This window comes from Pseudomonas sp. HUK17 (genome assembly GCF_001566765.1).
The window spans coordinates 105,090-119,001 of the sequence record NZ_LSMW01000001.1 but is presented as its reverse complement, the minus strand read 5'-3'; the positions used below and the strand labels follow the sequence as shown (position 1 = coordinate 119,001).

The following is a 13,912-nucleotide window of genomic DNA, read 5'->3' as shown; positions in this document are numbered from 1 at the left end:
ATCCCCGCTACAGGAGCATTCTTATGAGCATCATCCGTTACGGCGCCGGCGAACGCGGCGCAGGTGGCCAACCCCTGCCCTTCGCCCGCGCGGTGGAAGCCGATGGCTGGCTGCACGTCTCCGGCCAGGTGGCCATGGAGAATGGCGAGATCATCGACGGCGGCATCGTCGCCCAGACCCACAAGACCATGCAGAATCTGATCGCCATCCTCAATGAAGCCGGCTACGGTCTGGAGCACGTGGTACGCGCCGGCGTCTGGCTGGACGATCCGCGTGACTTCTGGAGCTTCAACAAGGTGTTCGCCGAGTACTTCGCCGGTAACGCGCCGGCGCGCGCCTGCGTGCAATCCTCCATGATGGTGGACTGCAAGGTCGAGATCGACTGCATCGCCTACAAACCCAAGGCCGGAGACAAATCGCACAGATGACCGAACCTACCCGCCAGAGAGCCCGCGGCCTGGACCGCGCCTTCGACATCCTCGATCACCTCAAGCGGGTGGGTCGGCCGCTGCGCCCCAACGAGATCGCCGCGGGCCTGGGCATTCCCAAGTCCACCGTCTACGACCTGGTCGGCCTCTTGCTGGAGCGGCACATGCTCGATGCCGTGGGCCGCGACGGCCAGGTCTACCTGGGCCGCGAGCTGTACTTTCTCGGTCAGGCGCACCTGCGCCACTTCGACCTGGCCCGCGAGGCCGGGCTGCTGCTGGACGACATCGTCGCCCAGACCCGCGAGACCGCCCAGCTGTGCCAGCTCAACGGCCGCAAGTACACCGTCTCGCTGATGAAGGAAGGCGCTCGCGCCTTTCGCATCTCCTCCAACGTCGGCGAGGACGCGCCCATTCCCTGGACCGCCTCCGGCCGATTGCTGCTCGGTCACCTGAGCGATGCCGAGATCCTCGCCCTGATCGATCCGGACGACTTCATCCTGCCCGACGGCAGCCGCCTGCCCCCGGCGACCTTCATCGCCGAGATCCGCAGCGCCTGCGCCGAAGGCTTCTTTTCCTTCGACAGCATCGCCGACACCTATACCCATTGTTTCGCCGCTCCGGTGCAGGATGCCAGCGGCCTGAACATCGCCACCCTGTGCATCGTCGCGCCCCGCGCCGACGCCCAGGCCCACCATGCCGAGTACCGCCAGGTGCTGGTCGACAGCGCTCGCCGCCTGTCCCAGCGCCTGGGCGGCCAGGAGAATCCATGACCGCTCTACATGCCCCCGAGAAAGGCGCCGCCAGTCCTGGTGCCAGCCTGCTCCGCGACATTGCCCTGCCCGCCCTGGTCATCCATCAGCGGGCGCTCGACCACAACATTGCCTGGATGCAGGCCTTCGCCAGCGACCGCGGTGCCGAGCTGGCGCCCCACGGCAAGACCAGCATGGCGCCGGCGCTGTTCCAACGGCAGCTGGCGGCCGGTGCCTGGGGCATGACCCTGGCCACCGCGGTGCAGACCCGCGCCGCCCAGGCCCACGGCGTGCGCCGGGTACTGATGGCCAATCAGCTGGTGGGCGCGCCGAACATGGCGCTGATCGCCGAACTGCTCACCGCCGATCCGGACTTCGACTTCCATTGCCTGGTGGATCATCCCGACCAGGTCAGCGCCCTGGGCGCCTTCTTCGACGCACGCGGCCTGGCGCTGCAGGTGATGATCGAATACGGCGTGCCCGGTGGTCGTTGCGGTTGCCGCAGCGAAGCCGAGGTGCGTGAACTGGCCCGCGCCATCGCCGGACAACCGGCGCTGCGGCTGACCGGCATCGAAGGTTACGAGGGCGTGATTCACGGCGCCGAGGCAGTGACCGACATCCGCGCCTTCGCCGATTCCCTGGTGCGTTTGGCCGAGGAGTTGCGTGGCCAGGGCGCCTTCGCCCTCGACCGGCCCGTCGTCACCGCTTCGGGCTCGGCCTGGTACGACCTGATCGCCGCTGCCTTCGACCAGCTGGAAGTGCGCGAGCGCTTTCTCGCCGTCATGCGGCCCGGCAGCTATGTGGTCCATGACCACGGGATCTATTGCGATGCCCAGTGTGGCGTCCTGGCCCGCACCGGTCTCGACGAGGGCCTGCAACCGGCGCTGGAAGTCTGGGCCCACGTGCAATCCATGCCCGAACCCGGTTTCGCCATCCTCGCCCTGGGCAAGCGCGACATTGCCCACGATGCCGGCCTGCCACTGCCACTACGCCGCTATCGACCGGGTCAGGCCGCCAGCGAAGCCGTCGATGTCAGCGACTGTACCGTCACCGCCATCATGGACCAGCACGCCTTCATGGTCGTGGCCCCGGGGACCGCGCTGGCCATCGGCGACATCATCGCCCTGGGTACTTCCCATCCCTGCCTGACCTTCGACAAGTGGCGCCAGGGCTGCATCGTCGACGAGGGGCTGCAGGTGGTCGAGACCTTCGCGACCTGCTTCTGAGGCGCTAGGGACGCAGCTCGCCCTCTTCCTCGCCATCCCAGTAGCGGATGCGCTCGGCATGCACCTTGATGAGGATCATGCCGGGCGTGTCGGTGCCCTGGGGAAACCAGCGATTCAGATTCTTGGTCCAGTGGGCCTCGAACTGCGCCTTGTCACGGATCAGTTCGGCGCGGCCCTCGATGCCGATGAAGATACCGGGCTTGCCCAGCAGGCTCTTGCCCTCGCTGAAGCTAAGGCCCACCGCCGGATCCTGTTCGATGTCGCGGATCTTGGCCGAGTCGTCATAGGCGTAGAACCAGGAATCGCCGTCGTACTCGACGTCGCCGTTGTTGCTCATCGGCCGGCTGGTCAGGCGTCCGGTGCCGGTGGTCAGCATGCAGAAATCCAGATCGCTCATCGCTTTGGACAGGTCGTGCAGAGTCTTGTCGGCCATGGGTATCGCTCCGGTAGGGGGCAGGCAGTGCCCGTCTGAATTCAGACCCGGAGCTGCTGCCGCTTGGTTCCGACGCGCAGCCGCCGACCCGGCTTTTCAGACAGACTGCGCTGCCGACTTCAGGTCCCCCTGGGCTTGGCCCGCGCCGTCGGTTCGGCGATCAGCGGATCGTCCGGCCAGTAGTGCTTGGGATAGCGACCCTTGAGGTCCTTCTTCACCTCGCCATAGGTGTTGGCCCAGAAGCTGGCCAGGTCCTGGGTGACCTGCACCGGACGCCGCGCCGGGGAAAGCAGGTGCAGCTTGACCGCCAGGCGCCCACCGGCGAGGCGCGGGGTATCGGCCAGACCGAACAGTTCCTGCAGCCGCACCGCCAGCACCGGCGGCTGCTCGCTGTAGTCCAGGCGGATGTTGGAGCCGGAGGGTACCACCAGGGTGCGCGGGGCCAGCTCGTCCAGCTGCCGCGGCAGCGGCCAGGGCAGTAGCCCCTGGAGCATGGCTGCCAGATCCAGGGTAGCGAAGTGGGCCAGGCGGATGACGCGGTCCAGGTAGGGCAGCAGCCAATCTTCCAGGCTGGCCAGCAGGGCAGCGTCGCTGACGTCCGGCCAGTCGCTCGCCTGCTTCTGCTGCAGGTCTAGCTGGCGCAGCAAGGCCACCCGCGCCTGCCACTGGCGCAATTCCGGCGTCCAGGGCAGCAACTCCAGGCCCTTGCGCCGCACCAACCCCAACAGCGCGCGGCTGCGGGCCGCAGCGTCCAGGTTCTTCAGCGGTTCGCGACTCAGCACCAGATGGCCGACCCGTCGCTGGCGCTCGGCGCGCAGGACGCCTTCGCGCTCGTCCCAGTCCAATTCATCGTGACTCACGACCTGCTCGGCCAGCGGCCCCTCGAACAACGCCGGATCCAGTTCGGCGGCCAGGTAGATGCGCTCCTCGCGCTGCCCCTGGCGGCTGCCCAGGTCGGCCACCACCAGCCAGGGCGATTTCATCAACCCGTCCGGCTCGCCAAAGCTGGCGGCCCGGCCATTGGCCAGGCGATAGTCCTGGCCGCCGGCCTTGCGCTGCTGGGCGATGCGATCCGGATAGGCGCAGGCCAGCAGGGCGCCGGTCCAGCGCGGGTGCTCGGGATCGGCTACCGCCCGCTCGGCCTGGCCACGCAGCAGGCCACGGTACTGGCGGACCAGCTGGCGAATGCGCGCCACCCCGCCACGCGGGCCGCGCCCCTCACCGGCCAGGAGCAGCAGACGGGTATGCAGGTCGGCGCCCTGCCCTGGCGCCAGGTCGCGCTCGCCCAACAGTGCGGCGATCGCGCAGGCGCGCTCGGCCAGGCCCCAGGCCTGACCACGCAACAGCAGGTGCGCCAGCCGCGGATGGGCCGGCAGACCGCTCATGGCCTGGCCATGAGGGGTGAGCACGCCCTGGTCGTCCAGGGCGCCCAGGCGCATCAGCAGGTCGCGGGCCTGGGCCAGGGCGGCGGCGGGCGGCGCATCGAGCCAGGCCAGCTCCTCGGCGTTCATGCCCCAGCGCGCCAGTTGCAGGGCCAGACCAGCCAGATCGGCCTGGAGGATCTCGGCGCTGTCGTAGGCTGGCAGCTGCTGATGCAGCTCTTCCGACCAGAGTCGATAGCAGACCCCCGGTTCCAGGCGGCCGGCGCGACCCTGGCGCTGGGTCGCCGAGGCACGGGAGATGCGGCGGGTGGTCAGACGGGTCATGCCGCTGCCGGGATCGAAGGCCGGCACCCGCGCCAGGCCCGCGTCCACCACCACCCGCACCCCTTCGATGGTCAGGCTGGTCTCGGCGATATTGGTGGCCAGCACCACCTTGCGGCTGCCGGCCGGCGCCGGCTCGATGGCGGCGCGCTGGGCCGCCAGCTCCAGCTCGCCATGCAGCGGACAGAGCAACACCCCGGCAGGCAGCTGCTCCGTCAGGCGCTCGGCGGTGCGGCGGATCTCCGCCTGGCCGGGCAGAAAGACCAGCAGGCTGCCAGTCTCCTCGTCCAGTGCCTGCAGCACCGTGGCGGCCACCCGCGTCTCCAGGCGCTCGTTCTGGCCGAGCGGTCGACTCCAGCGGGTCGTGACCGGAAACATCCGGCCTTCACTGCGCACCACCGGCGCGCCCCCGAGCAGCGCGGCGAGACGCTCGCCTTCCAGGGTGGCGGACATCACCAGCACCTTGAGCGGCGTATCGCGTAGCAGCTCTCGCCCGCTCAGGGTCAGTGCAAGGGCTAGATCGGCGTCCAGGCTGCGCTCGTGGAATTCGTCGAAGATCACCAGGCCGACACCGTCCAGCGCCGGGTCGTCCTGCAGCCGGCGGGTGAGGATGCCCTCGGTGACCACTTCGATGCGGGTGCGGGGCCCTACCCGGCTTTCCAGGCGGATGCGATAGCCCACCGTCTCGCCGACGCCTTCGCCCAGTTCCGCGGCCAGGCGCTCGGCGGCAGCGCGAGCCGCCAGCCGGCGCGGCTCCAGCAGCAGGATGCGCTGACCGGCCAGCCAGGGTTCGTCCAGCAGCGCCAGGGGCACCCGGGTGGTCTTGCCGGCGCCGGGCGGCGCTTCCAGCACGCAGTCATCACGGCGGGCGAGGGCCTGGCGCAGCTCGGGCAGGACAACATCGATGGGCAAGGGCGTCATGGGGCTCGGCCGGTGGTCTCAACGGGGCGGGCAGTATAAGAGCGGCTAACAAAATGTAGCGAGCGGCTGTCAGGCAGGTGCGCGCGGCGCGCAGGAACCGCAGTGTACGAGTGGTACATGAGGATTCCGAGCACTGCACGCACCTGTATGGCAGACGCGCAGTAGTTTTGTTTGTCGCTCTAAAGCGTCTCGCCCGCCGTGATTCCGGCCGCTATAGTGGCGTCCTCATCCAACCGGAGGTTGTCTATGTCGATGCGTACCCGCGCGGTGTGTGGCGTCCTCGCCGCCGCCCTGTTCACCCAGCTGACCGCTTGCGGCTCCCTGTTCTACCCCGAGCGCCGCGGCCAGATCACCGGCAGTGGCCGTATCGACCCGGGCATCGTCGCCCTCGATGCCATCGGCCTGCTGTTCTACATCATTCCCGGCCTGATCGCCTTTGGCGTGGACTTCGCCACCGGCGCCATCTACCTGCCCGACAACAGGCGCGCCGAGGTCGATCCGAGCGAGCTGAACAAGGCGGTGAACCCGGACGGCAGCGTTGATCGCGCGCGCCTCAAGGCCATCATCCAGCAGGCTACCGGCCACAACCTGCCGCTGGACGATCCACGCCTGCTGCAGCGCAGCGGCAGCAACGAGCAGCTCGCCAGCCTGGGTCTCGCGCCGCGCGCCTGATGAGCGACCCGCACCGCACCGAGCGGCTCCTGCGTCGCGCCACCGCCGCCTCGGTAGCGGTGGCTACGACGCTGATCCTGGCCAAGGCCGTGGCCTGGTGGTTCAGCGGCTCGGTCAGTCTGCTCGCCGGCCTGACCGATTCGCTGCTCGATGGCCTGGCCTCGGTGTTCAACCTGCTGGCAGTGCACTACGCCCTCAAGCCCGCGGACGACGACCACCGCTACGGTCATGGCAAGGCCGAATCCCTGGCCGGCATCGCCCAGGCGGTGTTCATCGGCGTCAGCGCCGTACTCATCGCCTGGCAGGCCATCGGTCGCCTGCAGCAACCCGAGCCCCTTGGCGCCCATGCCCTGGGTATCGTCGTCACCCTGTTTTCCCTGGTCCTGACCGCCGTGCTGGTGGCCTACCAGCAACACGTCATCCGTCTCACCGATTCCACGGTGGTCCGCGCCGACGCTCTGCACTATCGCTCCGACCTGCTGCTCAACGTCGGCATCCTGATCGCCCTGACGCTGACCGGCTTCGGCTGGTACTGGCTGGATCCGCTGTTCGGCCTGGCCATCGCCCTCTACATCCTCTGGAGCGCCTATGGCATCGCCCGTGACTCCTTCGGCGTGCTGATGGACCAGGAACTGCCCGCCGACATCAGCGAGCACATGCTGCAGCTGGCCTGCCAGGTACCCGGCGTGATTGGTGCCCATGACCTGCGTACCCGTCTCTCCGGCAATCACTGGTTCGTGCAACTGCACCTGGAGCTGCCGGGGCAGATGAGCCTGTCCCGCGCTCATGTGCTGTGCGACGAAGTGGAAGCGGCCATCCGCGCCGAGTATCCCCAGGCCGAGGTGCTGGTCCACGCCGATCCGCTGGATGCGCCCGACGTGCCCCATCGTCATCCGCTGCCGCCCGCCACCTGAGCGGAACCCGGCACCGTTGCGCTCCCTCGAATCTGCATAGCCTGATTTGAGAGCGTCCCAGACGGCGCCGGAGTTCACCATGAAAACCCTGCACCCGGTCGCGCGCCTCGCCGACCTGCGCGAAGACCGTGGCACCGCGGTCAAGATCGAAGACATCGAAATCCTGCTACTGCGCGTCGGCGACCAGGTCCAGGCCTTCCAGGCCCACTGTCCCCATGCCGGCGCCCCGCTGGCCGAGGGCGCCGTCTGCCAGGGGCGGCTGGTCTGTCCCTGGCACAAGGCGAGCTTTGCCGTCGACGATGGCAGCCTATGCGAACCGCCGGCGCTGGACGCCCTGCAGCGCTATCTGGTGGAGGTGCGCGATGGTGAGGTGCTGGTCGGTACCAAGCCACTGCCCTCACAAGCGGCCGAAACCCAAAGTGACGAGCGCCTGTTCGTCGTCGTGGGCGCGGGCGCCGCAGGCACGGCCGCCGCCGCTGCCCTGCGTGAGTTCGGTTACGGCGGGCGCCTCTTGTTGATCGGCCACGAACCGGGGGAGCCCTATGATCGGACCGCCCTGTCCAAATTCGTCCTCCAGGGCGACAAGGCCCCCGACGAAGCGCCGCCGCTACGCGAGGCCGACTTCTTCCGCCAGCAGCGCATCGAACGCCTGCACGCCGAGGTGAACCGCCTGGATCCCCAGACCTGCCAGCTGGAACTAGGCAATGGCCAGACCCTGACCTACGACGGCTGTGTGCTCGCCACCGGCGGTGAACCCAGGCCCCTTGACGTTCCCGGTGCCGAGCTCAAGGGCACTCACCTGCTGCGGACCCGCGCCGACGCGGCCGCCATCCTGGCCGACTTGCCCGCCGAGGGCCGCGCGGTGATCGTCGGCGCCAGCTTCATCGGCCTGGAAGCCGCCTCCGCCCTGCGCAAGCAGGGCCTGGCGGTGGACGTGGTCTCCCCCGTCTCCCTGCCCTTCGTCAAACAGATGGGCGAGACCCTGGGCCAGCACTTCAAGACCCTGCATGAGGCCAATGGCGTCATCTTCCACGCACCCAGCGAGGTGATCGGCTTCGAAGGCGAGGGTCAGGTCCGCCAGGTCAGGCTCAAGGACGGTACCCGCCTACCCGCCGACCTAGTACTGGTGGGTACCGGTATCGCCCCGGCGACTGCCTTCCTCGTCAACCTGCCCCTGGCTGACGACGGCAGCGTCCCGGTCGACGGCCAGCTCAGGGCCGCCGAGGGTCTCTACGCCGTTGGCGATCTGGCCACCTTCCCTTATGCCGGTCAGCCGACCCGGATCGAGCACTGGCGCCTGGCCCAGCAACACGGCCGCCTGGCGGCACGCAACCTGCTCGGCCACGCCGAAACTTACGCGGACGTGCCGTTCTTCTGGACCCTGCATCACGGCAAGCGTTACGAGTACCTCGGCCATCCCCGCCAGTGGGATGACATGCACCTCGACGGCAGCCTGGGTGATCAGACCTTCGTCGCCCTGTTGCTGGCCGAGGATCTGGTGGTAGGCGTAGTGGCCTGCCAGCGAGAACGTGCCACCGCCATCCTGTCCCAGCGTCTGCGCCAGCCGCTGGGACGCGCCGAGGCTCTGGACATCGTCCAGGCCAACTGAGGAGCTGCCATGGCCAATCCCTATCGCGTCGGCCTGATCGCCGACACCCATGGCCTGATGCGCCCCCAGGCCCTGGAGGCCCTGGCCGGCAGCGATTTCATCCTGCACGCCGGCGACATCGGCAAGCCGGAGATCCTCGACGCGCTGCGCGAGCTGGCACCTCTGGCCGTGGTCCGGGGCAACAACGACGACGTGCCCTGGGCCGATGACATCCCCGAGCGCGTCACCCTGAACCTGGCCGGGGTCGCCATCCATATGCTGCATATCCTGCCGGAACTCGACCTGGAGACCGCCGGCGCCCCGGTGCGCGTGGTGGTCAGCGGACACTCGCACAAGCCGCTGATCGAAGAGCGTGATGGCGTACTCTACGTCAACCCCGGCAGCGCCGGCCCACGGCGCTTTCGGCTGCCGATCAGCGTCGGCCGCCTGACCCTGGACGCCGGCCAGATCCAGGCCGAGATCCTGGAACTCACTCCCTGAAGGAACCCCGATGAGCATCGACTACCACTTCTACGAACCCGCCCAAGGCCACGGCCTGCCCCATGATCCCTTCAACGCCATCGTTGCGCCGCGCCTTATAGGTTGGATCTCTTCGCAAAGCGAAGCCGGCATCCTCAACCTGGCGCCCTACAGCTTCTTCAACGCCTTCAACTACAAGCCGCCGCTGATCGGCTTTTCCAGCCAGGGCTACAAGGACAGCGTGGCCAATATCGAGCGCACCGGTGAATTCGTCTGGAATCTGGCCACCCGCGAACTGGCCGAGGAGATGAACGCCAGCAGCGCCATGGTCGGGCCGGAGGTAGACGAATTCGCCCTGGCCGGTCTTGAGCCCGCACCCTCCACCCTCGTCAAGGTGCCACGGGTCGCCCGGGCCCAGGTGGCCTTTGAATGCAAGTTGAGCCAGATCGTACGGCTCAAGACCGCCGCTGGTGAGGACTTGGACCAGTGGCTGGTGCTGGGCGAGGTGGTCGCCGCCCATATCGACAAGCGCCTGCTCAAGGATGGCATCTACCAGACCGCGGCCGCTCGTCCCATCGTGCGGGGCGGTGGCCCGGCCGACTATTTCGAGATCACCGAGGCCGCGCTGTTCCGCATGCGCCGCCCGGACTGACCGGCTTGCTCCGGAATGCAAAACGGCGCCCTTGGGCGCCGTTGTTGTTTTCGCGAGGGCTAATTCGCCGCACTGACGCGGAAATTCAGGCGCGGGAAATGCACCTGGATGGCCCCCAGCTGCTCATCGTGGCGACGGATCACCAGGGCTTCGCTATCGGCATGGACCAGCTCACCCACCACGGGATCCACGCCATAGTCGGTCGCCGCCACGCTCACTCGCTCGCCCCAGGCAAAGCCCTCCACGGCCAGCGCCTGGTCACGCGGCAAGGCCACCGGCTCCGCCGTCCTGGCGATCTCCAGCGCCTCGGCGGCACCGAGATCCTCGTAGGTACCGTGGCCGAAACCCAGCACCCGGGCGAACCAGGCGGCGATCTCGGGGCGCTCGTCGATCAGGGGCGCCAGCTGCGGCGTGCTCTTGAGGAACCAGAAGTTGTGAGCCAGGGCGATGTCGGCTACCGAGGGCGCGCCGAAGAGGAATTCGCCCTGGCTGCGCTGCAGCTGCGTCTCCAGCCGCGACAACAGGGTCGGCAACTGCTGCCGGGCCTGCTCGGGCGTCAGCCGGCTCAGGCTGCCGCCGCTGAACAGCGCCTTGCGGTCATCCAGAAAGGCCTGGGCCTGCTCCGGCGGCAGGCTGGCCAGGCGCGGGCCCATGATCTCCGGCTGGAACATCAGCGCCACGGCGTGCTGGAACAGCACCGAGTCCGCCCAGCCGGCAAAGGCGGCCACGACCGCCTCCTGGCCTTCCGGGAACAACGCCGGCACGGCCTTTTCCGCCTCCAGGCGGCGAGCGATCAGGGCCGTGTCGCAATAGACGTCCGCACCCACCTGCAGCACCGGCGTCTTGCGATAGCCACCGGTGAGGGCCACCAGCTCAGGCTTGGGCAGCATCCGCGGAATGATCACCGAACGCCAGGCCAGCCCCTTGAAGCCCAGCAGCAGGCGCGCCTTCTCGGCGAAGGGCGATTGCCAGTAGTGATGCAGAATCAGCTCGGACATGACAGCACTCCTGAATCAGCCTCGGATAGGGGGCCGGACAGGGCCAGCACCAGGGATTCCTTGGCTCGTTTGGGTAGCTTCTTGATCTGGATTTCGCGGCGCAGGGCGGCCGACTTGTCGCCGCAGGCTTCCACATAGACCAGCGCCTGGGCCGGGCTGGAGGCGAAGAAGCGGGCACCGCGGCCACTGCGGTGCTGGGCGAAACGGCGCTCGGGATCATCGCTGATGCCGCAATAGAGCGCCTGATTCTCGGCACGCACCAGGTAGACATACCAGGTGCGCGCGGGTGGCAGGGGGTCGTCGCTCACCGTCAGGCGAACCACTCCCGGGCGGTACGCCAGACGCACACGCCAACGAAGTAGATGCCGCTGGCGAACCAGAGCACCATCAGCCACAGCGGCTTGTCGGGATGCACGAACACCATCATCGCGCTGCTGAGCAGCCAGATGGAGGTCACGGTGATGTTCACCGCCATCAGCTGGCGCACACGGAAGGGATGCAGGAACTTGACCCGGGTCAGGGTCAGGGCGGCCAGTACCAGCACCACCGCCATGCTGAACCAGGGCGCCAGGTCCAGCACGTAGAAATACAGCGCCACTACGTTCCAGGCTGCGGGAAAGCCGACGAAGTAGTTGTCGGCGCTCTTCATGTTCACATTGCAGAAACAGAACAGCGACGACAATAGGATGATGCCCACCGCCACCAGTTCGAAGTGCGGCGGCAAGGGGACGAAGCGATAGATGAAGATGGCCGGAATGAACACGTAGGTCAGGTAGTCGACCACCAGGTCCAGCGCCGAACCGTCGAAGTGGGGCAGTACCCGCTTGACCTCGAACTTACGCGCCAGGGTGCCGTCGAGCCCGTCGACGAGCAGGGCGATGCCGAGCCACATCAGGCAACCCTTGGGTTGACCGTCGACCAGAGCGAGCAGCGCCAGAAGCGCGAGGATCACACCACTGGAGGTCACCGCATGGGCGCCCCAGGCCTTGGCTTTTGTTAGCATGAGCGGATGGGAAATGGAGTTCACGGGCGTCTCTCTATGATGACGGCTTCGACTGCCCGGCGCACCGCTCGTTCTAGCGATGCGCTGCGAAATCGACAATGAAGCCGGTGAACGGCAAGGCGGACCTTGACCGCCGACCCCGGAAACCGGGCGCCAAACATCGAGGATACCGCGCCTTGAGGTCCTTTGCCCGCCTTCCCGCCGAACGCCCGTGATTGGGTTCGCAGGTAGACCGGGGCGGATGGGTGTCCACCCCGGTCGCGTCTCAGTGCAGGATCTGCCCGAGGAACAGGCGCGTACGCTCATTCTGCGGGTTGTCGAAGAACTGGTCCGGAGCGGCCTGCTCGACGATTTCACCCTTGTCCATGAAGATCACCCGGTTGGCCACAGTGCGGGCAAAGCCCATCTCGTGAGTCACGCAGAGCATGGTCATGCCGTCCTGGGCCAGACCGATCATGGTGTCCAGCACCTCCTTCACCATCTCCGGGTCGAGCGCCGAGGTCGGCTCATCGAACAGCATGATGCGCGGCTGCATGCACAGCGCCCGGGCGATGGCCACGCGCTGCTGCTGGCCACCGGACAGCTGGCCCGGAAACTTGTGGGCCTGCTCGGGAATGCGCACCCGCTGCAGGTAGTGCATGGCGATCTCTTCGGCCTGCTTCTTCGGCAGCTTGCGCACCCACATGGGCGCCAGGGTGCAGTTCTGCAGCACGGTCAGGTGCGGGAAGAGGTTGAAGTGCTGGAAAACCATGCCGACTTCGCTGCGAATGGTCTCGATCTGCTTGAGATCGTTGGTCAGCTCGGTGCCGTCGACGATGATCTGGCCCTTCTGGTGCTCTTCCAGGCGATTGATGCAGCGGATGGTGGTGGACTTGCCCGAGCCGGACGGTCCGCACAGCACGATGCGCTCGCCCTGGGTGACGGTCAGGTTGATGTCCTTGAGCACGTGGAACTGGCCGTACCACTTGTTCACGTCCTTGAGCTGGATCATGACCTTGCTGCTGTCGACCGGCTGCTTGTTGCTTACGTTCATCTATTGACTCCTAACGCTTGTGGCCGGTGTTCAGCTTGCGCTCCAGACGGGCGGAGTAGCTGGACATGGCGAAACAGAAAATCCAGAAGACCAGGGCGGCGAACACATAGCCTTCGGTGGACAGACCAGGCCAGGCCGGGTCGGAGGTGGCGCGCTTGATGCTGTTGAGCAGGTCGAACAGGCCGATGATGACCACCAGGCTCGAATCCTTGAACAGCGCGATGAAGGTGTTGACGATGCCCGGGATCACCAGCTTGAGCGCCTGCGGCAGGATCACCAGGCCGGTGGTCCGCCAGTAGCCCAGGCCCATGGCCGCGGCGGCTTCGTACTGGCCCTTGGGAATGGCCTGCATGCCACCCCGCACCACCTCGGCGATATAGGCCGCCTCGAAGATGATCACCATGACGATGGCGCGCAACAGCTTGTCGAGGTTCATGCCATCGGGCAGGAACAGCGGCAGCATCACCGACGACAGGAACAGCACCGTGATCAACGGGATACCCCGCCAGAACTCGATCATGGTCACGCAGATGACCTTGATCGCCGGCAGCTTGGAGCGCCGTCCCAGGGCCAGCAGAATGCCCAGCGGCAAGGCGCCGACGATACCCACGGCGGCGATCACCACGGTCAGCATCAGGCCGCCCCACTCGGTGGTGGGCACCACGCGCAGACCGAAACCGCCATACAGCAGCCAGAAGGCCACCAGCGGATAGATCACCAGCAGGGCCAGACCGTAGCGAGCCTTGTGCTTGAAACTGTCGAGGAACAGCGGGATGGCGCCGATCACGGCGATCACCACGGTCAGATCCACACGCCAGCGCTGATCGCCGGGGTAGAAGCCGTACATGAACTGCCCGAAGCGCTCCTTGATGAACACCCAGCAGGCGCCACCCGGGGCGCAATCGGCACGGGTGCTGCCGCTCCAGGTGGCATTGATGAAGGCCCAGTTCACCACCGGCGGCACGATCAGCCAGACGATGTAGAGACCGAACAGCGTCAGCAGGGTATTGCCGATGCTGGAAAACAGATTGCCTCGAATCCAGGCCAGGGCACCGACGCTGGAAGGCGGCGGCGGCAGGTCCGGTTTGAAGGTATGGGTCTGGTTACTCATA

At 67.1% G+C, this 13,912-nt stretch carries 15 protein-coding genes and 1 other RNA gene; 8 read left to right on the top strand and 8 right to left on the bottom strand.

The window, feature by feature from the left end; genetic code table 11:
• Positions 1 to 23 precede the first annotated feature (23 nt).
• The 3 genes from AX284_RS00525 to AX284_RS00515 are packed head-to-tail and all read left to right on the top strand — an operon-like array spanning position 24 to position 2,403.
• Positions 24 to 428, top strand: a complete 405-nt coding sequence (locus tag AX284_RS00525; RefSeq protein ID WP_068382998.1) for a RidA family protein — start codon at positions 24 to 26, stop codon at positions 426 to 428.
• Positions 425 to 1,198, top strand: a complete 774-nt coding sequence (locus AX284_RS00520; protein ID WP_068382996.1) for an IclR family transcriptional regulator — start codon at positions 425 to 427, stop codon at positions 1,196 to 1,198. Before AX284_RS00525 ends, AX284_RS00520 begins: the two co-directional genes overlap by 4 nt.
• Positions 1,195 to 2,403, top strand: a complete 1,209-nt coding sequence (locus AX284_RS00515) for an amino acid deaminase (protein WP_068382994.1) — start codon at positions 1,195 to 1,197, stop codon at positions 2,401 to 2,403. The genes AX284_RS00520 and AX284_RS00515 overlap by 4 nt, the downstream gene beginning before the upstream one ends.
• A gap of 4 nt (positions 2,404 to 2,407) precedes the next feature.
• Here AX284_RS00515 and AX284_RS00510 read toward each other — a convergent pair whose 3' ends face one another.
• From AX284_RS00510 to AX284_RS00500, 3 genes are all read right to left on the bottom strand, one after another.
• Positions 2,408 to 2,836 carry a pyridoxamine 5'-phosphate oxidase family protein gene (locus AX284_RS00510; protein WP_068382992.1) on the bottom strand — a complete coding sequence of 143 codons (429 nt, stop codon included), beginning with the start codon at positions 2,834 to 2,836 and terminating at the stop codon, positions 2,408 to 2,410.
• 119 nt (positions 2,837 to 2,955) lie between these two features.
• On the bottom strand, positions 2,956 to 5,460 hold the full coding sequence (gene hrpB / locus AX284_RS00505) for an ATP-dependent helicase HrpB (protein WP_068382990.1): 2,505 nt from the start codon (positions 5,458 to 5,460) through the stop codon (positions 2,956 to 2,958).
• Between the two features lie 43 nt (positions 5,461 to 5,503).
• A non-coding RNA gene (locus AX284_RS00500) (sX9 sRNA) lies at positions 5,504 to 5,579 on the bottom strand.
• A gap of 127 nt (positions 5,580 to 5,706) precedes the next feature.
• Here AX284_RS00500 and AX284_RS00495 point away from each other — a divergent pair.
• The 5 genes from AX284_RS00495 (at position 5,707) to AX284_RS00475 (ending at position 9,766) form a co-directional block, all read left to right on the top strand.
• On the top strand, positions 5,707 to 6,132 hold the full coding sequence (locus tag AX284_RS00495; protein ID WP_068382988.1) for a polyribonucleotide nucleotidyltransferase: 426 nt from the start codon (positions 5,707 to 5,709) through the stop codon (positions 6,130 to 6,132).
• Positions 6,132 to 7,046 carry a cation diffusion facilitator family transporter gene (locus tag AX284_RS00490; RefSeq protein WP_017639148.1) on the top strand — a complete coding sequence of 305 codons (915 nt, stop codon included), beginning with the start codon at positions 6,132 to 6,134 and terminating at the stop codon, positions 7,044 to 7,046. Before AX284_RS00495 ends, AX284_RS00490 begins: the two co-directional genes overlap by 1 nt.
• Positions 7,047 to 7,125: 79 nt before the next feature.
• Positions 7,126 to 8,655 carry an apoptosis inducing factor family protein gene (locus AX284_RS00485; RefSeq protein ID WP_064307408.1) on the top strand — a complete coding sequence of 510 codons (1,530 nt, stop codon included), beginning with the start codon at positions 7,126 to 7,128 and terminating at the stop codon, positions 8,653 to 8,655.
• Between the two features lie 9 nt (positions 8,656 to 8,664).
• Positions 8,665 to 9,135, top strand: coding sequence for a metallophosphoesterase family protein (locus AX284_RS00480; protein ID WP_068382986.1), 471 nt, complete (start codon positions 8,665 to 8,667; stop codon positions 9,133 to 9,135).
• 10 nt (positions 9,136 to 9,145) lie between these two features.
• Positions 9,146 to 9,766 (top strand): flavin reductase family protein, encoded by a 621-nt coding sequence (locus tag AX284_RS00475; protein WP_068382983.1) that lies wholly within the window; start codon positions 9,146 to 9,148, stop codon positions 9,764 to 9,766.
• 59 nt (positions 9,767 to 9,825) lie between these two features.
• On the opposite strand, the gene AX284_RS00470 is transcribed toward AX284_RS00475, so the two are convergent.
• The 5 genes from AX284_RS00470 to AX284_RS00450 all read right to left on the bottom strand — a co-directional run bounded on the left by AX284_RS00470 (position 9,826) and on the right by AX284_RS00450 (position 13,911).
• The gene (locus AX284_RS00470) at positions 9,826 to 10,764 is read right to left on the bottom strand and encodes a glutathione S-transferase family protein (RefSeq protein WP_068382981.1); all 939 of its coding nucleotides are present in this window, start codon (positions 10,762 to 10,764) and stop codon (positions 9,826 to 9,828) included.
• A complete protein-coding gene (locus AX284_RS00465) occupies positions 10,752 to 11,072 on the bottom strand; it encodes a GIY-YIG nuclease family protein (RefSeq protein ID WP_177329635.1) in 321 nt (106 codons plus the stop codon). Before AX284_RS00465 ends, AX284_RS00470 begins: the two co-directional genes overlap by 13 nt.
• Positions 11,073 to 11,074: 2 nt before the next feature.
• Positions 11,075 to 11,767 carry a phosphatidylcholine synthase gene (gene pcsA, locus AX284_RS00460; protein WP_085982652.1) on the bottom strand — a complete coding sequence of 231 codons (693 nt, stop codon included), beginning with the start codon at positions 11,765 to 11,767 and terminating at the stop codon, positions 11,075 to 11,077.
• Positions 11,768 to 12,032: 265 nt separating this feature from the next.
• Complete coding sequence (locus AX284_RS00455) at positions 12,033 to 12,800, bottom strand: amino acid ABC transporter ATP-binding protein (RefSeq protein ID WP_017639134.1); 768 nt, start codon at positions 12,798 to 12,800, stop codon at positions 12,033 to 12,035.
• A gap of 10 nt (positions 12,801 to 12,810) precedes the next feature.
• The gene (locus AX284_RS00450) at positions 12,811 to 13,911 is read right to left on the bottom strand and encodes an amino acid ABC transporter permease (RefSeq protein WP_017639133.1); all 1,101 of its coding nucleotides are present in this window, start codon (positions 13,909 to 13,911) and stop codon (positions 12,811 to 12,813) included.
• Between the last annotated feature and the right edge of the window lies 1 nt (position 13,912).